Source organism: Rhodococcus sp. IEGM 1406, assembly GCF_030056745.1.
In the GTDB taxonomy this organism is placed as follows: domain Bacteria; phylum Actinomycetota; class Actinomycetes; order Mycobacteriales; family Mycobacteriaceae; genus Rhodococcus_F; species Rhodococcus_F erythropolis.
Genome location: NZ_JASHKO010000007.1, coordinates 94941 through 117431 on the forward strand (window position 1 = coordinate 94941; position 22491 = coordinate 117431).

A 22491-nucleotide genomic window follows, 5' to 3' on the forward strand; every position below is an offset into this window, starting at 1 on the left:
CTAGAGTTCGACTCTAGAGTTAAACTCTAATCATGACTGAGGTTCTTCGGGAAGACACGTCGGCGCGGCGCAAGATCATCGAGGCAGCGCGGGAAGTTTTTGTCGATCCCGGCTACGCGGCCGCCACGATCAAACAGCTTGCCGCGGCGGCGGGCGTGTCGGTGCAGAGTGTCTATTTTGTGTTCGGCAACAAGCCGAGCGTGCTGTCAGCACTGCTCGACGTGGCCGTTGCGGGCGACGAGGAAAAGACGGCAACTCTCGACCGTCCGTGGGTGGCGGCAGCACTGGGCGCCCCACATCCACTCGGGCAACTCCGGATTCAGGTTCACCACGGACGGCTCATTCTGGAGCGCACCGCAGACATCCTGTTGGCACTGCGGGCTGCCGCTTCCGCCGACGAGGACGCCGCCCGCCTGTGGCAAATCAACCGCACTCAGCGACGCACGGTGCAGGAACATCTGATGGTCGGCATCGTCGAAAAAGCGCCAGCCGTCGACCTCGAAACAGCCGTGAACGTCGCACTCACGCTGCTCAGCCCCGAGACGTACACAGACCTCGTGGTCGGCGCGGGTTGGACCGGCCAAAAGTACGAAGAATGGGTGGTCAACACCCTTGCCGCCACCCTGGGCCTGGACCGAACCGTCAAATCCCGGAAGTAGCTGGGACTACTTGGTGGGCTTGTCGTCGATGTGCCGTGGGTTGTTCCACAGGCGTTCCGTCAGATCGTGAAGGACGGCGAGGGTGATCGTGTCGTCGTCTCGTCGGAGCAGAGACTGACTGACCGTCGCGCGCACCAATGTGCTGTCCGAGTGCACGAACTCCTTGACCGAGCCCGGCTCGGAACTCAGTTCACGATGAGCCTGCTCGGCACTCACGTCGTCGGCATCCTTGTCGTAGAGAATGTCCTGCAAACGCAACGCCGAGACGGCCTTCTTGGGATATCCCAGCATGTCAGCGAAGGACGGATTGGCAAAAACGATGCTGCCGTCGCGGTGAACGGCCATGACCGGCACCGGAAGCCTGTCGAGGAGAATCAGAGCAGGCATCTGCTCCAGATCCGCAATCGGCGATTGTGGCGGCTGCGCAACATTGCGGCGGCGTTCCATAACACGTCCTCTCAAGTTGCCCGAGTCGACAACAGTCTAACTGCCCAGCAAATCGCGGGTTGACTTCCCGCCCGGATGCAGTGACGAATGCCCGAATCGTGCCCGCCTGAGTTACGCCGCGAGCGCCTCCTGGTCCTCCGCCAAGGAACCGTCAACAACACGATAGACAGTATCCATCCGAGACAGGTGACTTCGGTCGTGTGTCACGAGAAGGGTTGCCGCCTCGTGTTCCCGCACCACCCCGATGATCAGATCCATGACAGCGGCACCGCGCTCCTGATCGAGCGCGCTGGTGGGCTCGTCGACCACCAGAAGCTGCGGATCGTTCATCAATGCTCGCGCGAGATTGACGCGCTGTCGCTGCCCGCCCGACAGCTGAGACGGCCGTTTTCCGCTCTGATCCGCGAGCCCGACAGCGTCCAGCAAATCCATCGCTTTTGATTTCACGGCCTTGCGACGGGTCCGTGACGTGAAAACGGACTGCCCCAGATGCGCCATCACCTCGAGCTGCTCCAGTGCAGTCAACGACGACACGAGGTTGGACTGTTGGAAGACGATCCCGATCGACGAGCGTCGCAGCTCCGACGCCGCCCGCCGGCTCAGCGCCGCGATGTCGGTGCTGCCTTCCGGCGTCCGGAGATAGACGTGCCCGGAATCCGGACGGATCAGGGTCGACGCCACCGCCAACAGGCTGGACTTGCCTGAACCCGAAGGTCCGGTGATTGCGGCGATCTCGCCGCGGTGCAGTCGCAGAGACACGTCGTCCAGCGCCGTCACCCGCGATTGCCCGTCGGGAAACGTCAGATCGACGTTCTGGATGTCGAGAACTGTGGTGCCGGTTGTCATGGTCATCGTGCGCTCCCCAATGCTGTGAGTGGATCGGTGGTCGAGAGGAATCGAAGTGCAAAGGCCGCGCCGAGCAGGCCGAGTCCGATCAATGCCACGGCAGGTACGACGGTGGTCGATGCGTCCAGGACAAACGGCATGGCGTCACCGATCAGCGAGCCGGCCACGGCCGTCAGCCCGATTCCGACGGTGACGCCGGCAATCAGGACGATGAGGGCCTGACCCAGTGCGTCGCGCACCAGAGAACCGGTGGTTGCGCCGAGCGCTTTCAACGTCGCGATGTCCGGGGTTCGCTGGATCGTCCACACCGTGAAGAACGCACCGATCACCAGGGCCGAGATCGCGAACAACATGAGCGTCATCAGCGTCAACGACCCGTTTTCCGACTTGTACGAACCGATCGCGTCGAGCGAACCGCTGACCGTCGTCGACGTCGTCGCGGCTGACTTGTCCGTTGCGGAAGCGTCAGAGGCTCCGGTGACAGCCAGTACTGTCGCAACTCCGCCGCGTGGATTGGCCGCCTGCCAGTCACCGAGCGTCATCCAGACGACGGGCGAATGGCTGTACCAGTCGTCACCGCGAACGTCGCTGACGGTGAACTGCTGCGTACCGACGCTCACCTGATCGCCGGCGCCCGCCCCCAGATCGCGGGCGGCACCTTCGCTCAACACCACCGTGCCTGACGCCGACGGCGTCACGTCACCGAAACCGCCGTCAGCACCGAACAGGGCCACCGACTTCTGATTTCCGTCGGCCAATCCTGCCTTCCCGCGGCCGATTCCGATGGGATCGACATCCTTCGCGGCCCCGGCCCAGGCGTTGACCTGGTCCTGTGTGAGCGCCGACTCGTCGAACGACGCCCCAGCTCCGGTGTCTGCAAACACCACCGTGTCGGCATTCATGGCCTCGATGGCCGACACGTTCTGATGGCGAAGTCCTGCAGTCAACCCGCTGAGAAAACTGACCAGAAGTGCAACCAACAGAACCACGACGGAGATCAGCGCGAAACGACCTCGCGCTGCCCGTAAGTCCCTCATTGCGACAAACACTGTGAATTCCTTTCCTGTGCTTGCCTCTACGCTCTCGCGGATGCAGACTCTTTCCATCGCACCTCGGATCGACATTCCAGCGCTCGAAAGAACCATCCCGGTTTACAACTTTTGATGGATGAACCAGGCCCGAACCTCGCTAAGCTGGGCGAGATGCACCGATCTCCGCTCACGCCTGTCTTCGCCGGCCTACAACTGGGCCTGCATGTCCTTGTCATGGCGCTGGCCGGTGTGGTGTTTCTTCGAGCGCTGATCGACGAATCCGACCTGACCGCAACAATCATCGCGTTGGCCGTGATCTTTGTTGCCGTCTATCTTTTCGGGGTTGCCAAAAGGCTGCGCGGCAACGCTGCCCGCTGGTGGCTGGCCGTGCTGACCCTCGTCTGGATCGCGACGATGGCGGTATCCGCCGACGCCGCCTACCTCGCGTTCGGACTCTTCTTCCTCTATCTCCATATTCTGCGGCGCCCGTGGAGCCTGCTGGCCGTCACCGCGGCAACGGCTGTCGCCGTGATCGGCACCGGATTGCATCGCGGGTGGACAGTGGCCGGCGCCGTCGGCCCGATCATCGGCGCCGCCGTAGCCGTTGCTATCGGTCTCGGATATCAAGCGCTGTACCGCGAGGCAGCCGAGCGCGGACGTCTCATCGACGAATTGATGAACACCCGTGAAGAATTGGCGTCGACGTCTCGCGATGCCGGAAAATTCGCCGAACGTGAAAGGCTCGCAGCCGAGATCCACGACACCGTGGCCCAAGGACTTTCGAGCATCCAGATGCTCCTTCACGCTGCCGAACGCGCCGATCCGGAGAGCCCGGCCATCCGGCAGATCAGCCTCGCACGGGAAACTGCAGCGGACAGTCTTGCCGAAACCCGCCAACTCATCGCCGAATTGACACCGGCGGCCCTGGACGGTCAGTCGCTCGCCGATGCGCTTCGTCGAATCTGTGAACGCGCGAGCAGTCCTGAACTGGAAGCGCGATCCGTGGTCGAAGGTGAGGCAATCCGGCTGCCGATGCCTCTCGAAGCAACACTGGTGCGCATCGCCCAGGGTGCGGTGTCCAATGTTCTCCGCCACGCGGATGCAACCAGAATGGCTGTGACACTGACGTATTCCGACAACACCGTCAGCCTCGACGTGGTCGACAACGGCCGCGGCTTCGACGTGGCAGTTCTCGAACGTGGACCGGCGGAATCTTTTGGCCTCAATGCAATTCGACGACGCGTCGAACTGCAGGGCGGAACGTTCTCAATCGAGTCGGAGCCGGGACACACGGCCGTCGCGGTGACGTTTCCCCTCGATGTCGGTGAACAGTGATCCGCCTGCTGCTCGCCGACGATCACGCGATCGTGCGCGCCGGGCTGCGAGCGCTGCTCGAAAGCGAATCCGACATCGAGGTGGTCGGCGAAGCAGGGACCGCCGAGGAAGCCATAGCCTTCTGCGCCACCACGCCGGTCGACCTCGTGCTCATGGACCTGCGGTTCGGGCCAGGCAAGACCGGGGTCGACGCCACCCGCGCGGTATGCGCGCTGCCGAATCCGCCGCACGTACTCGTTGTGACCAACTACGACACGGACGCGGATATCTTGAGCGCCGTCGAAGCCGGAGCCAGCGGCTATCTACTCAAGGACACACCCCCGGTCGAGTTGCTGTCGGCCGTCCGCGCCGCTGCAAGCGGGGACAGCGTTCTCTCCCCTGCCATCGCGTCGAAGCTCATGACTCGGGTACGCAAACCCGAAACCAGCCTCAGCCCAAGGGAAATCGAAGTGCTGAAGTTGGTGGCGGCGGGTCGATCCAACCGAGAGATCGGTAAAGAACTTTTCCTGAGCGAGACCACGGTCAAATCGCATCTGGTCCACATCTTCGGCAAGTTGGGCGTGAAGTCGCGGACGTCGGCGGTAGCTCGTGCGCGGGAGCTGGGTTCGATCTGACGTTTGTCCGAATTGTCGAAAGTAGCTGGACAGCAGTAATTTTCGCTTGTAATTCTCTTGTTTTCGAAACTCTGTTCGAATATGATTGCTTCATGAACAGTCGGGATGCGTGGCAACTGGATGGTGAGGACCTCAAGAGTGAGGTTCTCGATCTGGTTCGTGCCCGGCACGAGTTGCAGTCGCGGATGGTGTTGTTGATCGTTGAAATGTTTTCCCGTGAGGTTCTCGGGGGGAAGGGATTTCGGGCGATCGCTCAGTGGTTGCATGGTTCGACGAATTTGGAGATCGGTGAGTGCAGTCTGCTGGTCGGGTTGGCGCGGTTGCTGATGCTCGAACCTGTGGTGGGCGATGCGTTTCACCGTGGTGACGTGGATGCGTTGAAAGCCCGTCAGGTGGCGTCGTTCTGTCAGCATCCACCGAAGAACATGACCCCGGCGGATGTGGACAAGGCCCGCGGGATTCTGTTGGGGTTGGCGTCGAAGAACATCGCGGATTGTGATGCGGTGCGGGCGGCGATCCGGCGGATCGAGAAGCAGTACGGCAAGCGTGAGGACGGTGTTCCGGTCGGCGAGGATTCCGAACGTAACGAGTTCTACGCCTCGAAAGGCCTGTACGGCAGAGTAACTGTGAAGGGTGATCTGGATGCGGTCAACGGGGCCCGTCTGATCACGCTGCTGTCGAGCCTGTCGGCTCCGACACCAGAGAAGGACGGCGTGAAGGACACCCGCACGCCGGCATTACGGCGGGCGGACGGGTTTTGCGAACTACTACGCCGGTACGAGCGGGCGGGGTTGGGTCCGGTCGAGGGCGGGGTGAAACCACACATCACGGTGACCGCATCGGCGAAAGACATGACGGATCTGCAAGCGTTGAAGGACTTGCTGCCGTCGACGGAGGAACTCGGGTTCGCGTGGACGGATTGGGTGGGTCCGATCAGTATCGATACCGCACGGATGTTGGCGTGCGACTGCACCGTCACCCGGATCCTGTTGGACGAGAATGGTGTTCCGCTCGAGTGCGGTAAGGAAGCGAGAACGGCGACGGTGCCGCAGCGGCGGGCGTTGGCGGTTCGTGATGGTGGGTGTGCGTTTCCGGGGTGTGGGACTCCGTCGGGGTGGTGCGATGCTCATCATATTGTTCACTGGAATGATGGTGGCCCAACAGATCTCGACAATCTGATCTTGTTGTGCGGTCATCACCACCGGACGATGCACCACACCGAATGGCGGGTGGAGATCGGGCCGGATCGGAAAACAGTGTTCTATCCACCGATGTCGATCGATCCGTATCAACAGCCGATCGGTGGGAACAGCCCACCGACAGCGGCGTGAACCGACATAACTGAAAAGGCCAGCGTGTGCACCGGGGAAGAATCATGCCCCGGGGCATACGCTGGCCTTTTCGGCTGCGCTCGATGTCCGTCTTGCGACAGCATCTGTCTCCACTTCGACACGCCGGACCCATAGGGTCGAGGCATGTCTTTCTGCGAACCCGCCCGCGTTGTCACCGTCACGTCCCTGACCCCGCACATGCGGCGAATCAGCATCGAGGCAGAAGGCGACTGGCACTGGCCGACCGGCGGACAAGGCGACGAGCGCATCGACCTCGCATTCCCGAAACCCGGTGAAACAGAAGCAGAATACGACTACTTCAACAATCCCGACTACGGCAAGGCCGATCTCGGAACCGAGCCACCGTGGCGGCACTACACCGTGCGCAAGGTGCACGACGGCGGCCGACGTCTGGACATCGACTTCGTCGTGCACCCTGGCGGTATTGCAGCGGATTGGGCCCTGCGGGCCGAACCAGGTCACCTACTAGGCGTCTTCTGGTCGGACAGTTCGCGGTCCCACTACCAAGCACCGGCGGGTCCTCGCTGGCAGCTGCTGGTCGCAGACGCCACGGGTCTCCCCGGACTGGGCAGGATTGTCGAAGAACTTCGAGAGGGCGATGTCGCACAGGCGATCATCGAGGTCGAAACCGAAGAGGATCGACAGGAATTTGTCACTCGCGGCGACGTCACGTACACGTGGCTCGTGGGGAGTGGCCTCGGAAAGGCGCCGAGCGCGCTGTTCGAAGCTGTGGAGAAGGTCGAGTTTCCCGAATCCGAATCGGCCGACGTCTACGCGTGGGTGGCGTGCGAAAGCGCAACCAGCCGTCGTATTCGTAAGCATCTGAGGGAAGTTCGAGGAATTGCTCGCGACAAGCACAATGTTGTCGGGTACTGGCGAGAGGGCGCCGACGGCCACGTTTCCGGCATGAACAGCGAGGAAGTCACCGTCGGCGCCTGAGCGCCGTGATCACTCTGCCGGCAGTGTGTCGGTAGATTCTGCGTGAGCCTGCTGCACGTCAGCCGGCTTTTCCGCCAGCATCTCGAACAGTGCACGGCGCGCCTCGGCAAGAATTGCCTCTGCCTTGGCGACCTGCTCAGCGGTCCCACCTGCGGCTACCGCAACAGCGGCACCTCGGAGTAGACCCATCGCGGGACGGAGCGCTGCGCCGGCTTCACCAAAGCCCGGCCGACCGTGTCCACGCTGGTCGGGACGACCAAATCCGCGCTGGTCAGGACGACCAAATTCGCGCTGACCTTCGCGACCGCGTCGGCCTTCGGGGCGTCCTTCTGCTCGGTCTTCGAAGCGACCCTCGGGGCGCTCGCCCTCGAATCCTCGACGGAAACCGTGTCCACGATGCGGGCCTCGGCGGCCATGCTCGCGACGTTCTTGCATTTCTGGGTTGTTGTGTGGGGCGTACATGTTGTCCTCCTGGACTGTCTGTGTTTGTTTGACGTATCGACGATATATCGACAATAGATCGAACGCAAGGGTCTGGAGAATAATTCCCGCACCCTCGTCCGGATACGCTGAAGCCGTGAACACGGATCTACAAGCCCAGGCCGCAGACGTCCTACGCCGCCTCGCACTCGACGAATCCCTGAAAGAACGCACCATGGCGGACGCTGCGACTGCAGCACTCGCACGGAAAGTCGCCGCTCGCTACATCGGCGGCGAAACCATCGACGACGCTTTCGACCGCCTCCCCTCGATCTTCGCGCGAGGACACAAGGCGAGCATCGAATACACCGGGGAAAGCGTCCGGGATCCCGAGCTCGCGAACGCCGAAACCGATGTTTTCGTGGAACTCGCGGAACGAATCGGCACGTCGGGTGTCGAGAGCACCGTGTCGTTCGACCTCTCGCACATCGGCTTGGTGATCGATCCGGAGCAGTGCTTTCGCAATGTCGTGCGCCTGGCCGAGGCCACGGAACGCGCCGGTGCCGAGCTGATCATCTCCGCCGAAGCGTCCGATCGCACCGACCTGGTCCTCGACATGCACGCGCGACTGGCCGAGCGCTTCACTCACGTGGGGATCACCGTTCAGGCCCGACTGCACCGCACGGCAAAGGATCTCGCCGCTCTGCTGGACCGACCCGGTCGCATCCGTCTCGTGAAGGGCGCCTTCCTCGAAGCCGAGTCCGTCGCCTACCCACGCGGTAGTGCCGAACTGCGCAGCGCGTATCTCGACTACGCAGCCCGGATCGTCGACTCGGGTCACCAGGTCTCCATCGCGACACATGACCGCGACATCCTCGAAGCACTACGCGCCGAGCATGATTCGAAGCTCAGAGGCGAGCACGTCGAGTTCGAGATGCTGCTCGGCCTCGGCACCGAGCAACTGGACGCACTCCGAGGAGCGGGCTTCACCACACGCGAATACGTCATCTTCGGAACACAGTGGTGGCTGTACGTACTCAATCGCATCGCCGAAGAGCCGGAGCGTGTCTACACCGCGCTGATCGACGCGGCTTCTACAGAACCTCGGATGGTCGTCGGATCGATGGAACCTCGATGAGCTCGACAATCGCGCCGACCGAATCCTGAGTGTCGTAGTACGCAAAACCTCCGTCCCCGTTCGCCCCATAGCCGTACCCCGACTGAATCAAATCGAGGTCGTGTTCCGCCATTTCGATCATCGCGTCCTTGATCGACGGGACGACAAAACCCAGATGGTGCAATCCGAAACCGTGACGCGAATGCCATTCGTGGTACGAGCTGGGGCCCTCGAGGAGTTCGATCAGCTCGATTTGGGGACCGACACCGACAAAAGCCAAGCGCATGCCGAACCGTCCTTCCTCACCTCGGTAGCTCAACTCCGGAACGTTGTCGGGCCCATACGTGTAGATCGACCAATCGTCTCGGCCGAGAATGCCGCTCCACAGTGCAACGGCCGATTCCAGATCAGGCACAATCATGGCGATCTGTGCCACCGGGTTTCCCCGCAGGGGCTCAGGGAGCGAGTCTGCCTTGACGCCTATCACTTGCCACTCCTCGTTCGGTTCGGTTATCGGACCAATTCAACAGCAGTCCGTTCACAGATTGATCATGTGTCCGGCAAGCCCGTGGAAAGCCTCCTGCAGCGCCTCACTCAGTGTCGGGTGAGCGTGAACGTTGCGTACGAGGTCTTCAACTGTCAGTTCGAATTTCTGAGCGAGCGTCAACTCTGGCAACAACTCGGTCACTTCCGGTCCGATCAGATGTCCACCGAGCAACTCACCGTACGTATCGTCGCTGATCAGCTTCACGAACCCGACAGCGTCCCCTAGACCATGCGCCTTGCCGTTGGCACTGAACGGAAAGGTAGCCACCTTGACATCCCAGCCCATGGTGCCGGCCTTGTCCCTCGCTTGCTGCTCCGTCCATCCGAAGCTGGCAACTTGGGGTTGGCAGAAAGTTGCGCGGGGAATCATCGGGTAGTCGACAGGGACGGTGTCTACGCAGGCAATCGTCTCAGCCGCGACCACGCCCTGGGCCTCTGCGACGTGAGCGAGCATCAACTGTGCGGTGACGTCGCCGATTGCGAAGATTCCGGGCACTGAAGTACGCATGTACTCGTCGACCATCACGGCTCCTCGCTCGGTCAGTTCGACGCCTGTCGTCTCGAGGCCGTAGCCGTCGGTCCGCGGAACAAATCCGATCGCTTGGATCACCTTGTCCGTGAGCAGCGTTCGCGCCTCGCCACCCTGCCTCACTACTACCTTGACCTGTCCACCCGAATCGACGATCTCCTCCACCGAAGTGGAAACCAGAATCGTGATCCCGGATTTCTTGTATCGCTTCGACAGTTCGGCAGATACATCCGCATCTTCCAGCGGAAGGATCCGCTCTGCGTACTCGACCAGCGTGACGTCAACTCCGAAACTGTTCAGGACATAGGCGAATTCCACACCGATCGCTCCTGCACCGGCGATGACCACGCTCTTCGGCAGCTCGCGAGTGAGAATCTGCTCCTCATACGTGACTACATTGTCGCTGCGAGTCGTGCCTGGAAGTAGCCGTGGCTCTGCTCCACTGGCGATAATCACGTTGTCGAAAGTTATCGTCGCGGAATCGCCACCCGATACCTCGAGGGTATTCGGTCCACGGAATACGCCGCGACCGTTGTACTGCCGAATACCGTTCTTCTTCATCAGGTAATTGACGCCCTTGGTTCGGCCGTCCGCAACAGATCGACTGCGGTCGAACGCAACCCCGAAGTCAACCGAAGTGACACCTTCGATTCCGAACATCGAGGCTCCGTCGGTCACCAGGTGCGCAATCTCCGCGTGCCGTAGCAGTGCCTTCGACGGAATGCATCCGACGTTCAGACATACGCCACCCCAGTACTTTTCCTCGACCACAGCAGTGGAGAGCCCCAGGTGCGCGGCCCTGATGGCCGCAACGTAGCCACCGGGCCCAGCTCCGAGTACGACCACGTCGTAGTGTGAATTCATACCTGTGCCTCCCACTTTCTCGCGATGTCTGCTCAGCCGAAGATCTGGATCGGGTTCTCGAGGACTGTGGTGAAATGCTTCATCCACTTCGCGGCGATCGCCCCGTCGATCGGACGATGATCAACCGAGAGAATCACTCGCAGGACCGTCCCGACCTCCAGCCGTCCCGCCACGACAACGGGCTGCTCGGTCGCTGCTCCAATTGCAAGAATCGACGATTGAGGAGGGTTGATTATGGCCGAAAATTCCTCGACCCCGAACATCCCGAGGTTCGAGATCGTCGTCGACCCACCTTCGAGTTCGTCCTGCCGAATCTTCCCTGCGCCTGCTCTCGCTACTAAATCTTTTGTAGCGCTGGCAATTTCGGAAATGGACATGGCGTCGACCCCGCGCAGAACGGGAGTAAGCAACCCGCGATCGGAATCTATCGCGATCGAAATATCCACCTCGGCAAAGGTTCTCACTGCGTCTTCGACCCAGATCGAGTTCATCTCCGGCACAAGCGTATGCGCCTTCGCCATCGCTTTGATCAACAGATCGTTGACCGACACCTTGGAAGCGCTGACTTCGTTGAGCTGCCTGCGCGCCTCCAGCAACGCATCGACCCGCGCAGAACCAGAGATGTAGAAATGGGGCTGTGTCTGCTTACTCGATGTCAGCCGAGCAGCAATTGCACGACGAAGTCTCGTGTGCGGTGTGTCCGTGAAGGCAGAGCCATGGCCTTTGACACCAGCGCCCTTCACACCAGCATCTTTCACTGCGACGGCCTGTGCCGAAGCGGTCTTTGCTGCTATTGCGGCATCGACATCGTTACGTACGACGCGTCCGTTCGGGCCCGATCCCACGATGTCACCGAGGTTCAGCCCTGCCGATTCCGCTAGGCGTCGCGCCAAGGGACTCGCGAAAATTCGCGGCGCCCCCTCATCGGCCACTTTCTCGCCCAGCACGGTCGGATACGACGAACCGTCGGGTTCGTCTACAGCAGTGGATGTTTCAGGCTTGGCAGAGCGCCCATGGGCATCACGGACCCCGAACTCGGCCAGCAATGCCGCAATATCCTTCACGACTTCGCCCCGATCAGCGAGGACGGCGATCGGTGCACCGACCTCGACGGATGTCCCTGGTTCGACGAATGTGTGTACAAGTACACCCGCGGACTCGGCCTCGATCTCAACCGTCGCTTTGTCCGTTTCGAGAACGGCCAACGGTTCGTCGACATCGAATTCCGAATCGACAGCAAGCGGCCACTCGGAGAGGATTACGGTGGTAGCTCCGGCTGCCACCTCTGGCATGCGCAGTAATGTCGCCATGGCGGTTGATTGCTCCTAGAGAATTTCTGCCGATGAGGGTGAGTGGGTTCGGTTCGGTCGCTTCACGATCGAGTGATCCTCTTCAACGCTTCGACCACTTCATCCGTCTGTGCAATTGCCGCACGTTCGAGCACTTTGCTGATGCTCGGCGATGCCTCAGACCCCGTCACTCGCTGGATGGGCTGATCAAGCCAATCGAAGAATCGGCGCTGGATTTCATCACTGAGCCAGCCGCCGTACGACGTTCCGTATGCTCCTTGCTCAGCGATGACCACGTTGTTGGTCTTTCTGATGCTTTCGCCAATGGTGTCCCAGTCGATACTCGCTTGGTCGAGCCAACGGAGATCGATGACCTCGGCATCGACTGTCCCGATTTCATCCACTGCCTCGAGGCAATGCCCCACCATCGACAGGTAGGAAATGATCGTGAGATCGCTTCCGCGCCGACGCACTGCGGCCTTCCCGACCGGCAGGAAGTAGTCGTAGTCATCGGTCGGCGCCTGGCCGCTCGTGCCATATAGGTCTACGTGCTCGATGACCACCACCGGGTCGTTGCATTGCAAAGCGCTGTTCATCAAGCCGATGTAGTCGTACGGCGTGGACGGTGCGACGATGCGCCATCCCGGGGCAGTTGCAAACACGCCGGCAGGGTCCATGGAATGTTGCGAGCCGTAGCCGGTCCCCATAGCGACCTTGCTGCGCAATACGAAGGGCACGTTGCTGTCCCCTCCGAACATATGTCGCGCCTTGCCGATCTGATTGAAGATCTGGTCGGCTGCCACCCACATGAAATCGGCGTACATGAATTCGACGACTGGTTTGTACCGTCCGTCCAATGCGATTCCGCCACCGAGGCCTGCGAACGCATTCTCACTGATCGGAGTGCCGAGCACTCTGCCCGGGTATCGATCAGCCAATCCTTTTGTAGCGCCGTTCGTTCCGCCCTTCAAGCGATGGATGTCCTCACCCATCACGACGATGGAGCTGTCGGCGTCCATGCGACGGTCCATCACCTCCGCCACGACGTCGATGAACTTCCGATCGGCCATCTCGCCGCCGAACTCCTCTGGCTCGACGAATCGGACACCCTCGAACTCACTGAGATCACCACGTATCCCGACATCGACGAAGTTCACGTCCGGCCATTCCGATGTCTTGATTCTGACCTCGCCAGGCTTGCCCCCTGGCACTGTTTCCAGCAGCTCGCCACCGATCTCCTGCATTACTCGGGAGGCTTGCGCGACCGCCTCGGCTACGTCGGCTTCGGTCAGCAGCTTCCGACGGACCACTTGATCGGTGAGCAGGCGAAGCGGATCGCGCTTTTTCCAGGCCTTTTCTTCGTCCTTCGTGCGATAGCCGAAAGCGCTGCCCGGGAATGGGCCGTTCTGGTGAAAGAAGCGATAGACATCCGCTTCGATGATCGTGGGGCCCTTACCCGAACGCATGTGGGTGAGGGCCTCCTGCATCGCGAGGTGGACCGCAAGCGGGTCCATACCGTCAACCTTCCAACTAGGAATGTTGAACCCGAGCCCGCGTGCCGACAATCGCGGTTCACCGGTCGCTTCCGCGACATGCGTGGAGACCGCATATTGGTTGTTCTCGATGAAGAAGCAGATCGGAAGATCCCATGCTGCTGCCAGATTGAACGATTCGAGTACCGAACCGATGTTGACCGCGCCATCACCGAAGTAGGTAACTGCGACCGCATCGGTTCCAGCCTGACGGTGCGCCCAGGCGAAACCTGCAGCTTGCGGTACCCCGCCTCCGACGATCGCATTCGTACCCATCGCGCCGGCTTCTTTCCACTGCAGGTGCATGGACCCGCCACGACCACGGCAGTAGCCGCGCGACAGACCACAGATCTCTGCGAGGCTGCGGGTCAGTACGGTTCGGACCTCTGGCGAAAGTGCAGCGGTCGGATCCAAACCGTCGACAGCCACGTGGGCCAGCGCCTTGGCAAGGAACTGATGATGTCCGCGGTGGGAACCGTTGATGGAGTCAGCGGATGTGAGGCCGAGGATCGACCCCACAGCCCCACCCTCTTGTCCGATGCTGGAGTGGGCTGGACCGTGAATCAGTCCCTTCCCCGCCAACTCCAGGACGTATTCCTCGAAGGATCGGATCAAGATTGTCTGAGCCAGCATCGTGGCAAGAAGCGACGGAGTGGCGGCATCCCAGTCCTTGTTCGATGTTGCCAGTTCCACCCATGGTGATGCTGCGGTGAGTTTCTTGTGCGTGGTCATAGTCAGTCTCCGGATCAGGCCTTTGGACGGCCAAGCTTTGGCAGCACGTCTGGACAGCGCGGAGGGACTCGCGCAGGGCGGTCCACTTTCCGTGTTGGGCCTCACATTGCCATCGAATGGATCCATTCGCAAACCTGCCCAAGTCTCGATCGACCACAAATGTGGCTTGTCCCACTTGACGAACAGGGCCAACACCCCGCAACATACGTGCTGAGACTTTTGTCCGGCATGAAAAATAGAGTGATTGGATCCAAAACGGTGAAGCATTCAGGCCAGATCGCAACCGCGGTCAACCATGCGAACAGGCACAATTGGATCCAATTCGCGACACGGATCATCCCGAGCACCGTCACGCATGTCCGCAGTGAACAATGAACTCCGGCACCCGCTCGATCCGTGGCCGAGCTGAACTGCGCCCGTCCCCCACCTCGAGGAGCACCGTTGTCCGAAGCCGATTCTGCGAACGGCCCCACCACGGTCGCGAGCCACCGCATCGCTGCCCATATCCGCGAAGACATACTTTCCGGACGCCTACTCCCTGGAGTTCGAATCCGCCAGGAAGAGATAGCCGAACGACTCGGCGCGAGTCGACTACCGGTGCGAGAAGCGCTGCGCATGCTCGAATCCGAAGGCCTGGTCGAATTGAAGGCGAACAGTGGCGCGTGGGTGTCCTCGATGGATATGCAGGAATGCGATTTCGTATATCGCATTCGCGAACGTATCGAGCCCATGGCGCTGGCGGAGAGCATCCCGCATCTGAACAGCAGTGTGCATGATCGACTCTGGAGTATCCAGGACGAGATCGAAGCCAACGAGGACGTAGACCGATTCCTGGTACTGGACCGGGAGTTGCATCTACTCACTTACAGCGGTTGCGAAATTCCTCAGTTGATAACTATGGTGACGCGGTTTTGGAATACGACTCAGCATTACCGTCGGGCATATGCCCGTCTGACGGGTCCCGATCGAACCTGGGTCATCAACTACGAACATCGCTTACTGATCGAAGCCATCGTGCGCAAAGACGAGGTCGATGCCGAACGGTGCCTGACCGGCCACATACGAAGAACCAGAACCGAATTAACAAAGCACCCCGAACTTTTCGACAGCACCAATCCTGATTCTTCGCGGGGAGGTTCGTCGAAAGTGCGCTGATCAAAGGAAAGCGACTTGTACGACTTCACCGATCGCACCATTGCAATATCCGGAGCCGCAGGCGGAATCGCCAGGCAGGTATCGGAGCAGATGTACGCAGCAGGGGCGAATCTGGTACTCGGCGACCTGGATACACAAGCACTCTCCGCGATCAGAGCTTCCCTGGATCCAGACGGAAATCGTATAGCAACAACCGAACTCGATGCTGCTTCACCTGAAAGCAATGATCACTTCATTGCGGTTGCGCAAAGGCATTTCGGGGGGATCGACCACCTGATCGTCGCTGCGGGGATCTATCCCGAACAGTCGGTGGAGTTGATGACCGATCAGCAATGGCGGACGGTCATGTCCATCAACCTCGACGGGGCAATGTATTTGACACGCGCCGCCATTCCGGTGATGCGTGACGGCGGCTCGATCGTCAATCTGACGTCCATGGCAGGCCATCGCGGCAGTCGAAATCACGCTCACTACGCGGCGTCAAAAGGCGGACTACTCGCTTTCACTCGCAGTCTCGCTTGGGAACTGGGCGGATCGATCCGAGTCAATGCAGTATCGCCCGGCATCATCGAAACACCGATGACTGCAAATTTGGTCAACAGCCAAAACGACCACCTCATCCGTTCGACGCCGATGGGTCGATTCGGCCGCGCCGCCGAGGTTGCTTCCGTGGTCGGATTCTTGTGCAGTCCAGCCGCGAGTTTCGTGCACGGCGAAGTGATTCATGTGAACGGCGGACTCCATATGGGCTGAACGCCCATATCCAGCGAACTTGTTGAACGACAAACATACTGACATCTCGAGAAGGCTCACATGAACAGCTCTGCACCTCCTGAACAAACCCCCGAACTAGATCGCGCCCGTTCGCTCCGGGCAGCCGTGTCCGGAAACATCCTCGAATGGTTCGATTGGACTCTGTACGCAATCTTCTCGACATACCTGGCGTCGAACTTCTTCGATGACAGCGATCCCACTTCTGCCCTGCTGTCGACACTGGCGGTGTTCGCAGTCGGATTCGTGGCGCGGCCGTTCGGTGGCCTTGTCTTCGGGCGCCTGGCGGACCGCAAGGGTCGAAAATTCACGATGGTGCTCACGATGTGCCTGATGGCCGTGGCAAGCCTGGCAATTGCATTGATCCCGAGCTACGAGAGCATTGGGGTGTGGGCGTCGTTCGCGCTCTTGATTGCACGACTGACGCAGGGCCTCGCCCATGGAGGGGAGGCCGGCGTGTCCTACACCTACGTCGGTGAGATCTCGCCTCGAGATCGCCGAGGGCTCTGGGGCAGTTCGGTATTCACAGCTGTCACCTTCGGAGTAATGCTGGCGACTCTCGTCGCAGCGTTGCTGACGGGGATCCTCGGAAAAGACGACATGAGCAGATACGGATGGCGAATTGCTTTCGCCATCGGGGCCGTACTCGGCTTGTACGCATTGTTCTTGCGTCGTGCGGCATCGGAATCGCCTCACTTCGAGGAGAATTCGGATTCTGCAGCTTCGGCACCTCCGATCGCACGAAAGGACATTGTCAAGATCGGCGTGCTGATCCTCATGTTGTCTGCTGGGCAGAACGCGGCCTACTACACTTGGGCCACCTTCGCGTCAGCGTACGCAATTTCAGCCAAGGGAATGGATCCCAACGGAGCCTTCATTGCAAGCTTGCTTGCCCAACTCGTTGTGCTGGCACTGCTTCCACTCTCGGGCCATCTCTCGGACAAGTACGGTCGGCGTACCATGGCGGCAGCCTTCGGCATTTCCGGCGCCGTGCTCGTACTACCGATCGCGGCTATCCTGACCGCCCAGCCGTGGACCTTGTTCGTGACGCAGGCGATGGGATTGGCGGTGTGGTGCTGCGCGTCCGCGATGTATCCGGCGCTCATGTCCGAACTCGTCCCGACCCGTGCACGTGCGATGGGAGTCGGCTTCGCCACCTCGCTGTCCGTTGCGATCTTCGGCGGTACGGCGCCATACCTGAACACCTGGTTGACCTCGCGAGATCTCGGATGGGTGTTCTCGGTATACGTAGGAGCGCTGTGCCTGCTCTCCCTCGTTGCCGCACTGATCATGAAGGAGACCAAGGGAATCGACCTCAGTACGGTCGGAATGCCTTTCCGCAATGCCGGCAAGAGCGAGAATCGGGTGTCGACTTCCGACATCGGCGAGCTGTCGAACCGATAGAGACAAAGAAGTGGGGCTGCACTCGAATCGAGTGCAGCCCCACTTGTGTAAGTTTCTAGCTCTCCAGAAACGCCTTGATGCGCGCCAGAGTAGTTTCCATTCCGGTCTGCATCAGCTGATCTCGACCCCGACCGAGTAGGCCGCTACCCGACATCATGCGCACGTAAAGCGCTGGCGTCGCATAGATCTCACGAGTCTCGGTAAGCACGGTGCCTGTTCCCGAAGGCTCGAGCACAAAGGTCCACCGCGCTTTCGGCTCGTCCGATTCGAAGGAGAACCTCCGGCAGTCGACCACGTCGACCACCGTGCAGTGCGTGCTCCACCGAATCAGACCATGCTTGTTGGTGCCCTTGAACTTTGCACCCACAGTGCCCGGAGTTCCGGAAGTCCATGTTCCACCGGTATTTTCAGGACTGAAGCGACCCATACCTTCGATGTCGCTGACAACCTTCCACACCGATACCGGCGTTGCCTCGATGTACGCGCTGGCGGTTTCCACCCGTTACCGGCCCGGAACCCAGGACATGATCTTGATGGCGTGAGGCATGAGCTTTGCCCACACCTTGGCCGGAAGTCCGCGCGGTCCGCCGAGATTCATGACGCGGGTGGTGGCAACGGTCTGCGGCTCGGTGTACTTGATCAGCCCCTCGGCGCCGTGACGACGACCGACGCCCGAGACACCCATGCCGCCCATCGGTGCTGCGGTGCTGCCCCAGGTGGGTGCGTAACCCTCGTCGACGTTGACGGTGCCGGCGTGGATGCGCGCTGCGATGGCTTCGCCGGCAGCCTTGCTTCCCGCCCACACACTGGCGTTGAGGCCGTACTCGGTGTCGTTGGCCGCAGCGATGGCCTCTTCGACGTCCTTGACGGGGTAGATCGAGACGAGCGGCCCGAAGGTCTCGTCGCGGTAGCACTCGGCGTCTTCGGGAACCCCGGTGAGCAGCGTGGGCTCGTAGAACAGCGGTCCGATGTCCGGGCGGGCCTTGCCGCCGGCAATGACGGTGGCGCCCTTGACCACTGCGTCGTCGACATGCGCGGAGATTGCCTTGACCTGGGCCTCGGAGACCAGGCTGCCCATCTCGATTCCGAATTCGTAACCAGCGGCGAGGTTCATCTTCTTGACGCGGTCACCGAACATACGGATGAACTCGGGTGCGATGGACTCTTCGACGTAGATGCGCTCGATGGAGATGCACAGCTGACCGGAGTTGGAGAAGCACGCACGCACAGCGGCGTCGGTGACCTCGCGCAGGTCTGCGCCGGCCGCGACGATCATCGGGTTCTTGCCACCGAGTTCGGCGGAGAAGCCGATCAGTCGACGGCCGGCCTGCTCGGCGAGGAGCTGACCGGTCGCGGTGGAACCGGTGAACATGAGGTAGTCGGTGTTCTCGACCAACGCGGTGCCCACGACGGAGCCCGGTCCGGGAACCACGGCGAAGAGGTCGCGGGGCAGTCCCGCCTTGTAGAGCAGCTCGACGCAGGCGAGCGCGCAGTACGGCGTCTGGCTGTCCGGCTTGAGGACAACGGCATTGCCCGCGAGCAGCGCGGCGATGGCGTCGGACACGGCCAGCGTCATCGGGTAGTTCCACGGCGAGATGACGCCGACGACACCCTTGGGCTGGTAGCGGACGACGGTTTTCGTCAGACCCGGAAGCATGCCGGAGACGCGACGCGGACGCAGCAGCTTCGGAGCCACACGTGCGTAGTGACGCGACGTCATCGAGATGTCGAGGACTTCTTCCTGAGCTGCGGTACGCGACTTTCCGGTCTCGGCCTGAGCCATGTCCATGAGGGCGTCGCGGTTCTCGAGGATGAGGTCGCGGTAGCGGTGGAAGACGGCAGCGCGGTCGAGGACGGAGCGCTTGGCCCATTCCTTCTGGGCGACGCGGGCACGGGCGATGGCCGCAAGTGCGTCGTCGGCGGTGCCAACGGGGATGGTCGCCAGCTCCTTGCCGGTGAACACCTCGGTGATGGACTTCGTCGGGCGATCGGCAACATTGTCGATGGCGATCAGATCGGCGAGCCGCGAGAAGGTCGCAGCGGACGGAGCAGGCATTTCAGTACCCCTACTGGTGAGTAGTTCTTGGAGTTACACACAACTTACCCCGTCGGTGGTACCGATCACAGTGCCGAATCAGACAGAGTCAACCAATACTGCCTCTTTCGGACGTTTTGCGATCAACAACGACATGACTGCAGCGATCGCGCAGAGCGCGCCGGCCACCAAGAATGCAGCGTCGTACGAGCCGATCTGATCACGAACGAGGCCGGCCAAGAATGCCACCAAACCCGCGCCGATCTGATGAGATGCCAGCACCCAACCGAACACGATGGGAGCGTCGGCGCCGAAGTGCTGACGGCACAGCGCGACGGTCGGCGGAACCGTCGCCACCCAGTCGAGCCCGTAGAAGATGACAAACGCGATCATCGGCGGATTCACGGTGTTGGCGAGCAGCAGCGGCAGGAAGAGCAGCGAGATTCCGCGGAAGAGGTAGTAGATGCCGAGAAGTTTTCGCGAGTCCATCCGGTCGGTGAACCAACCCGAAGCAATGGTGCCGACCATGTCGAGGATTCCGATCAACGCCAACAGGGACGCGGCCGTCGTGATCGGCATTCCGTGATCGTGCGACGCCGGGACGAAGTGCGTTCCGATCAGGCCGTTGGTGCTCGCGCCGCAAATCGCGAAGGTACCGGCGAGAAGCCAGAACACCTTGGTCTTCGACGCCATCACCAGCACCGAGATCGCCCGGCCTCCGGCGCCGCCGCGCTGGTAGACAGGCTTGGCGGGTGGGGCGTAACCGGCGGGCGCGCCGTACGGCGTCGTTCCCACGTCTGACGGATAGTTACGCAGGAACAGCAGAACGAACGGTACGACGGCCAGTGCGGCAAACGAAACTGTGAAGGCGACGCTCTTCCAGTCGTACGTTTCCGCGAGCTTCGCCAGGACGGGCAGGAACACCAGCTGACCGGCAGCACCACCGGCCGTCAGGATGCCGGTCACGAGACCACGCTTTTCGACGAACCAGCGATCGACGACGGTGGCGACAAACGCCAGCGCCATCGAACCCGTACCGAGGCCGACGAACACACCCCACAGCAGAATGAGCTGCCAACTCGAGGTCATGAAGATCGTGAGACCACTGCCGAGCGAGATGAGCGCCAACGCCGAAGTGACGACCACCCGGATACCAAACCTTTCCATCAGGGCAGCGGCGAACGGCGAGGTCAGCCCGTACAGGATCAGGTTGACCGAGACGGCGGCCGAGATGCTGGCGCGCGACCACCCGAAATCCTCGTGCAGCGGATCGATCAGCACCGATGGGGCAGCGCGGAAGCTCGCCGCACCGACCAATGCCAGGAATGCCACGATCGCGACGGACCACGCGCGGTGAAAGCGCGGGGGGCTCACCTGCTGCGGGCCCGATTCGGGGAGAGCGGTCTCAGAAGTCACAGAGAGAATTCTGCAGTTCGGATTCGATCGAGAACAGTGGCCAGATTGCCAATATATGAAAGAATCGAGCCATGTCTGGTCCGCATCGCGTCGTTGTACTGGCTCTGAACGGAGTCATTCCCTTCGAACTCGGGATCCCCGCGCGTATCTTCGGGCGTGCCCTCGACGTCGAGGATCGGCCGCTGTACGAGATCCTGACGTGCACAATCGACGGCAATCCCGTGCGGACCGACGCTGACTTCAGCATTTCGGTCGACCATGGGAGCGAGTTGCTCGCCACCGCCGACACCGTCGTCATCCCCGCGTCGTACGAATTGGGCCCGGCCTTCGACGAGGGTTATCTCTCCCCCGAATTGGCCGCAGCATTCGAACACATCCGCCCGGGGACCCGGCTGGTCTCGATCTGCACCGGTTCGTACATCCTCGCCGCGGCCGGTTTGCTCGACGGACTCCGCGCCACGACGCATTGGCGCAACACCGACCATTTCCAGCGTGTCTATCCCAAGGTGAACGTGGATCCCGACGTGCTGTTCGTCGACGAAGGCCACATCCTGACCTCGGCCGGCGTGGCGTCAGGCGTCGATCTCTGTCTGCACATCGTCAGGCGCGACCACGGCATGGAAGTGGCGAACACCGTCGCGAGGCGTTGCGTCGTACCGCCGTGGCGCGACGGTGGCCAAGCGCAGTACATCCGCCGCCCACTGGCCGACAAGCCTTCGGAATCGACTGCCGACGCTCGGCACTGGGCCCTCGAACATCTCGGCGATCCGATCACGCTGGCAGACCTGGCGACGCGTGCCAACATGAGCGTCCGCACCTTCAGCCGTCGATTCCGCGACGAAGTCGGAACCACACCGAACCGCTGGCTGACCAGCAGACGCGTCGATCGGGCACGCGAGCTGCTGGAGGAATCCGATCTGTCGATCGATGCAATTGCAGCTCGAACCGGCTTCGGGACTGCGACATCGATGCGTCAACACATGAACGAAGCGCTCGGCGTTTCACCGAGCGCCTACCGACGCACGTTCAAGGCACCGGCGTAAGCGGCAGTACCAGGCACTATCCTGGAGGCCATGGCCGAACAGACTCGCCCGAACTTTCCCCAGTACTGCGGATACCTCCTGGGGAAGACGCTCCCCGACCGGTACCAGGACTGGGTGCGGAACGATCTGGTCGGACCGGGTGCACAGGCTCGCTACATCATTCGTTTCACCGTGCCGGCGACGCTGATTCTTCTGCTGTTCCTGTTGATTCCGGGACCGATCTGGATTCCCTTGGCCATGATGGCCTTGTTGCTCATCCCGCTCGCGTACTTCGTCGTGGCGCTCGGGACCATCTACCGCCGTCACCGCCTGCTGAGCCACGGACTCGATCCCGAATTGCTCGACGAGAAGGCCCAGCGCCGTGCCGATCGCACTCGCGAGGACTACGAGAAGCGGCACGGTCGCTGAGCACCCC

General features: G+C 61.3%; 23 protein-coding genes. 11 read left to right on the forward strand and 12 right to left on the reverse strand.

Features of this window, described 5'->3' with window-relative positions:
- Positions 1–32 precede the first annotated feature (32 nt).
- On the forward strand, positions 33–659 hold the full coding sequence (locus QM596_RS27150) for a TetR/AcrR family transcriptional regulator (RefSeq protein WP_029254140.1): 627 nt from the start codon (positions 33–35) through the stop codon (positions 657–659).
- 6 nt (positions 660–665) lie between these two features.
- Here QM596_RS27150 and QM596_RS27155 read toward each other — a convergent pair whose 3' ends face one another.
- The 3 genes from QM596_RS27155 to QM596_RS27165 all read right to left on the reverse strand — a co-directional run bounded on the left by QM596_RS27155 (position 666) and on the right by QM596_RS27165 (position 3001).
- Positions 666–1106 (reverse strand): PAS domain S-box protein, encoded by a 441-nt coding sequence (locus tag QM596_RS27155; protein ID WP_003943598.1) that lies wholly within the window; start codon positions 1104–1106, stop codon positions 666–668.
- Between the two features lie 111 nt (positions 1107–1217).
- Positions 1218–1958, reverse strand: coding sequence for an ABC transporter ATP-binding protein (locus tag QM596_RS27160; protein WP_020968047.1), 741 nt, complete (start codon positions 1956–1958; stop codon positions 1218–1220).
- Positions 1955–3001 carry an ABC transporter permease gene (locus QM596_RS27165; RefSeq protein WP_060938783.1) on the reverse strand — a complete coding sequence of 349 codons (1047 nt, stop codon included), beginning with the start codon at positions 2999–3001 and terminating at the stop codon, positions 1955–1957. Before QM596_RS27165 ends, QM596_RS27160 begins: the two co-directional genes overlap by 4 nt.
- A gap of 114 nt (positions 3002–3115) precedes the next feature.
- Between QM596_RS27165 and QM596_RS27170 the strand changes: the two genes are divergently transcribed.
- From QM596_RS27170 to QM596_RS27185, 4 genes are all read left to right on the forward strand, one after another.
- Positions 3116–4318 (forward strand): sensor histidine kinase, encoded by a 1203-nt coding sequence (locus QM596_RS27170; protein WP_029254138.1) that lies wholly within the window; start codon positions 3116–3118, stop codon positions 4316–4318.
- The gene (locus tag QM596_RS27175; RefSeq protein WP_019746299.1) at positions 4315–4932 is read left to right on the forward strand and encodes a response regulator; all 618 of its coding nucleotides are present in this window, start codon (positions 4315–4317) and stop codon (positions 4930–4932) included. Before QM596_RS27170 ends, QM596_RS27175 begins: the two co-directional genes overlap by 4 nt.
- A 92-nt stretch (positions 4933–5024) precedes the next feature.
- Entirely contained in the window at positions 5025–6263 is a 1239-nt protein-coding gene (locus QM596_RS27180; RefSeq protein WP_283310356.1) for an HNH endonuclease signature motif containing protein, read from the forward strand.
- A gap of 144 nt (positions 6264–6407) precedes the next feature.
- On the forward strand, positions 6408–7223 hold the full coding sequence (locus tag QM596_RS27185) for a siderophore-interacting protein (protein WP_064113849.1): 816 nt from the start codon (positions 6408–6410) through the stop codon (positions 7221–7223).
- A gap of 9 nt (positions 7224–7232) precedes the next feature.
- Here QM596_RS27185 and QM596_RS27190 read toward each other — a convergent pair whose 3' ends face one another.
- Positions 7233–7412 (reverse strand): hypothetical protein, encoded by a 180-nt coding sequence (locus QM596_RS27190; RefSeq protein ID WP_019746296.1) that lies wholly within the window; start codon positions 7410–7412, stop codon positions 7233–7235.
- Complete coding sequence (locus QM596_RS27195) at positions 7379–7639, reverse strand: hypothetical protein (protein WP_065351738.1); 261 nt, start codon at positions 7637–7639, stop codon at positions 7379–7381. Before QM596_RS27195 ends, QM596_RS27190 begins: the two co-directional genes overlap by 34 nt.
- A gap of 161 nt (positions 7640–7800) precedes the next feature.
- Here QM596_RS27195 and QM596_RS27200 point away from each other — a divergent pair, with 161 nt between their 5' ends.
- Entirely contained in the window at positions 7801–8781 is a 981-nt protein-coding gene (locus QM596_RS27200; protein ID WP_283310358.1) for a proline dehydrogenase family protein, read from the forward strand.
- Here QM596_RS27200 and QM596_RS27205 read toward each other — a convergent pair.
- The 4 genes from QM596_RS27205 to QM596_RS27220 form a co-directional block, all read right to left on the reverse strand.
- On the reverse strand, positions 8738–9196 hold the full coding sequence (locus tag QM596_RS27205; protein ID WP_003943572.1) for a VOC family protein: 459 nt from the start codon (positions 9194–9196) through the stop codon (positions 8738–8740). The two genes, QM596_RS27200 and QM596_RS27205, sit on opposite strands and share 44 nt — an antisense overlap.
- Positions 9197–9298: 102 nt before the next feature.
- Complete coding sequence (lpdA, locus tag QM596_RS27210) at positions 9299–10699, reverse strand: dihydrolipoyl dehydrogenase (protein WP_054188705.1); 1401 nt, start codon at positions 10697–10699, stop codon at positions 9299–9301.
- A 32-nt stretch (positions 10700–10731) separates the two neighbouring features.
- Positions 10732–12009 (reverse strand): dihydrolipoamide acetyltransferase family protein, encoded by a 1278-nt coding sequence (locus QM596_RS27215; RefSeq protein ID WP_283310359.1) that lies wholly within the window; start codon positions 12007–12009, stop codon positions 10732–10734.
- Positions 12010–12071: 62 nt separating this feature from the next.
- Complete coding sequence (locus QM596_RS27220) at positions 12072–14252, reverse strand: alpha-ketoacid dehydrogenase subunit alpha/beta (protein WP_069146718.1); 2181 nt, start codon at positions 14250–14252, stop codon at positions 12072–12074.
- Positions 14253–14693: 441 nt separating this feature from the next.
- Here QM596_RS27220 and QM596_RS27225 point away from each other — a divergent pair, with 441 nt between their 5' ends.
- From QM596_RS27225 to QM596_RS27235, 3 genes are read left to right on the forward strand one after another with little or no spacing between them, the layout of a single operon-like run.
- Positions 14694–15407 (forward strand): GntR family transcriptional regulator, encoded by a 714-nt coding sequence (locus QM596_RS27225; protein ID WP_069146780.1) that lies wholly within the window; start codon positions 14694–14696, stop codon positions 15405–15407.
- A gap of 15 nt (positions 15408–15422) precedes the next feature.
- Positions 15423–16160, forward strand: coding sequence for an SDR family NAD(P)-dependent oxidoreductase (locus tag QM596_RS27230; protein ID WP_003943612.1), 738 nt, complete (start codon positions 15423–15425; stop codon positions 16158–16160).
- 60 nt (positions 16161–16220) lie between these two features.
- A complete protein-coding gene (locus QM596_RS27235; protein WP_007735867.1) occupies positions 16221–17582 on the forward strand; it encodes an MFS transporter in 1362 nt (453 codons plus the stop codon).
- 55 nt (positions 17583–17637) lie between these two features.
- On the opposite strand, the gene QM596_RS27240 is transcribed toward QM596_RS27235, so the two are convergent.
- The 3 genes from QM596_RS27240 to QM596_RS27250 all read right to left on the reverse strand — a co-directional run bounded on the left by QM596_RS27240 (position 17638) and on the right by QM596_RS27250 (position 21033).
- The gene (locus tag QM596_RS27240) at positions 17638–18081 is read right to left on the reverse strand and encodes an SRPBCC family protein (protein ID WP_003943564.1); all 444 of its coding nucleotides are present in this window, start codon (positions 18079–18081) and stop codon (positions 17638–17640) included.
- A 3-nt stretch (positions 18082–18084) separates the two neighbouring features.
- Entirely contained in the window at positions 18085–19638 is a 1554-nt protein-coding gene (locus tag QM596_RS27245) for a succinic semialdehyde dehydrogenase (protein ID WP_003943578.1), read from the reverse strand.
- A 78-nt stretch (positions 19639–19716) separates the two neighbouring features.
- Positions 19717–21033 (reverse strand): MFS transporter, encoded by a 1317-nt coding sequence (locus tag QM596_RS27250; protein ID WP_283310360.1) that lies wholly within the window; start codon positions 21031–21033, stop codon positions 19717–19719.
- Positions 21034–21104: 71 nt separating this feature from the next.
- Here QM596_RS27250 and QM596_RS27255 point away from each other — a divergent pair, with 71 nt between their 5' ends.
- Complete coding sequence (locus QM596_RS27255; RefSeq protein ID WP_020905675.1) at positions 21105–22076, forward strand: GlxA family transcriptional regulator; 972 nt, start codon at positions 21105–21107, stop codon at positions 22074–22076.
- 30 nt (positions 22077–22106) lie between these two features.
- Positions 22107–22484 carry a DUF5313 family protein gene (locus QM596_RS27260; RefSeq protein WP_003943558.1) on the forward strand — a complete coding sequence of 126 codons (378 nt, stop codon included), beginning with the start codon at positions 22107–22109 and terminating at the stop codon, positions 22482–22484.
- Positions 22485–22491 lie beyond the last annotated feature (7 nt).

Coding starts and splice junctions, on each gene's coding strand:
- QM596_RS27170 (WP_029254138.1), top strand. CDS start 3,116: ATGGATGAACCAGGCCCGAACCTCGCTAAGCTGGGCGAGATGCACCGA.
- lpdA (WP_054188705.1), bottom strand. CDS start 10,699: ATGAATTCACACTACGACGTGGTCGTACTCGGAGCTGGGCCCGGTGGC.
- QM596_RS27220 (WP_069146718.1), bottom strand. CDS start 14,252: ATGACCACGCACAAGAAACTCACCGCAGCATCACCATGGGTGGAACTG.
- QM596_RS27180 (WP_283310356.1), top strand. CDS start 5,025: ATGAACAGTCGGGATGCGTGGCAACTGGATGGTGAGGACCTCAAGAGT.
- QM596_RS27160 (WP_020968047.1), bottom strand. CDS start 1,958: ATGACCATGACAACCGGCACCACAGTTCTCGACATCCAGAACGTCGAT.
- QM596_RS27235 (WP_007735867.1), top strand. CDS start 16,221: ATGAACAGCTCTGCACCTCCTGAACAAACCCCCGAACTAGATCGCGCC.
- QM596_RS27215 (WP_283310359.1), bottom strand. CDS start 12,009: ATGGCGACATTACTGCGCATGCCAGAGGTGGCAGCCGGAGCTACCACC.
- QM596_RS27245 (WP_003943578.1), bottom strand. CDS start 19,638: ATGCCTGCTCCGTCCGCTGCGACCTTCTCGCGGCTCGCCGATCTGATC.
- QM596_RS27260 (WP_003943558.1), top strand. CDS start 22,107: ATGGCCGAACAGACTCGCCCGAACTTTCCCCAGTACTGCGGATACCTC.
- QM596_RS27155 (WP_003943598.1), bottom strand. CDS start 1,106: ATGGAACGCCGCCGCAATGTTGCGCAGCCGCCACAATCGCCGATTGCG.
- QM596_RS27190 (WP_019746296.1), bottom strand. CDS start 7,412: ATGGGTCTACTCCGAGGTGCCGCTGTTGCGGTAGCCGCAGGTGGGACC.
- QM596_RS27150 (WP_029254140.1), top strand. CDS start 33: ATGACTGAGGTTCTTCGGGAAGACACGTCGGCGCGGCGCAAGATCATC.
- QM596_RS27195 (WP_065351738.1), bottom strand. CDS start 7,639: ATGGCCGCCGAGGCCCGCATCGTGGACACGGTTTCCGTCGAGGATTCG.
- QM596_RS27255 (WP_020905675.1), top strand. CDS start 21,105: ATGTCTGGTCCGCATCGCGTCGTTGTACTGGCTCTGAACGGAGTCATT.
- QM596_RS27185 (WP_064113849.1), top strand. CDS start 6,408: ATGTCTTTCTGCGAACCCGCCCGCGTTGTCACCGTCACGTCCCTGACC.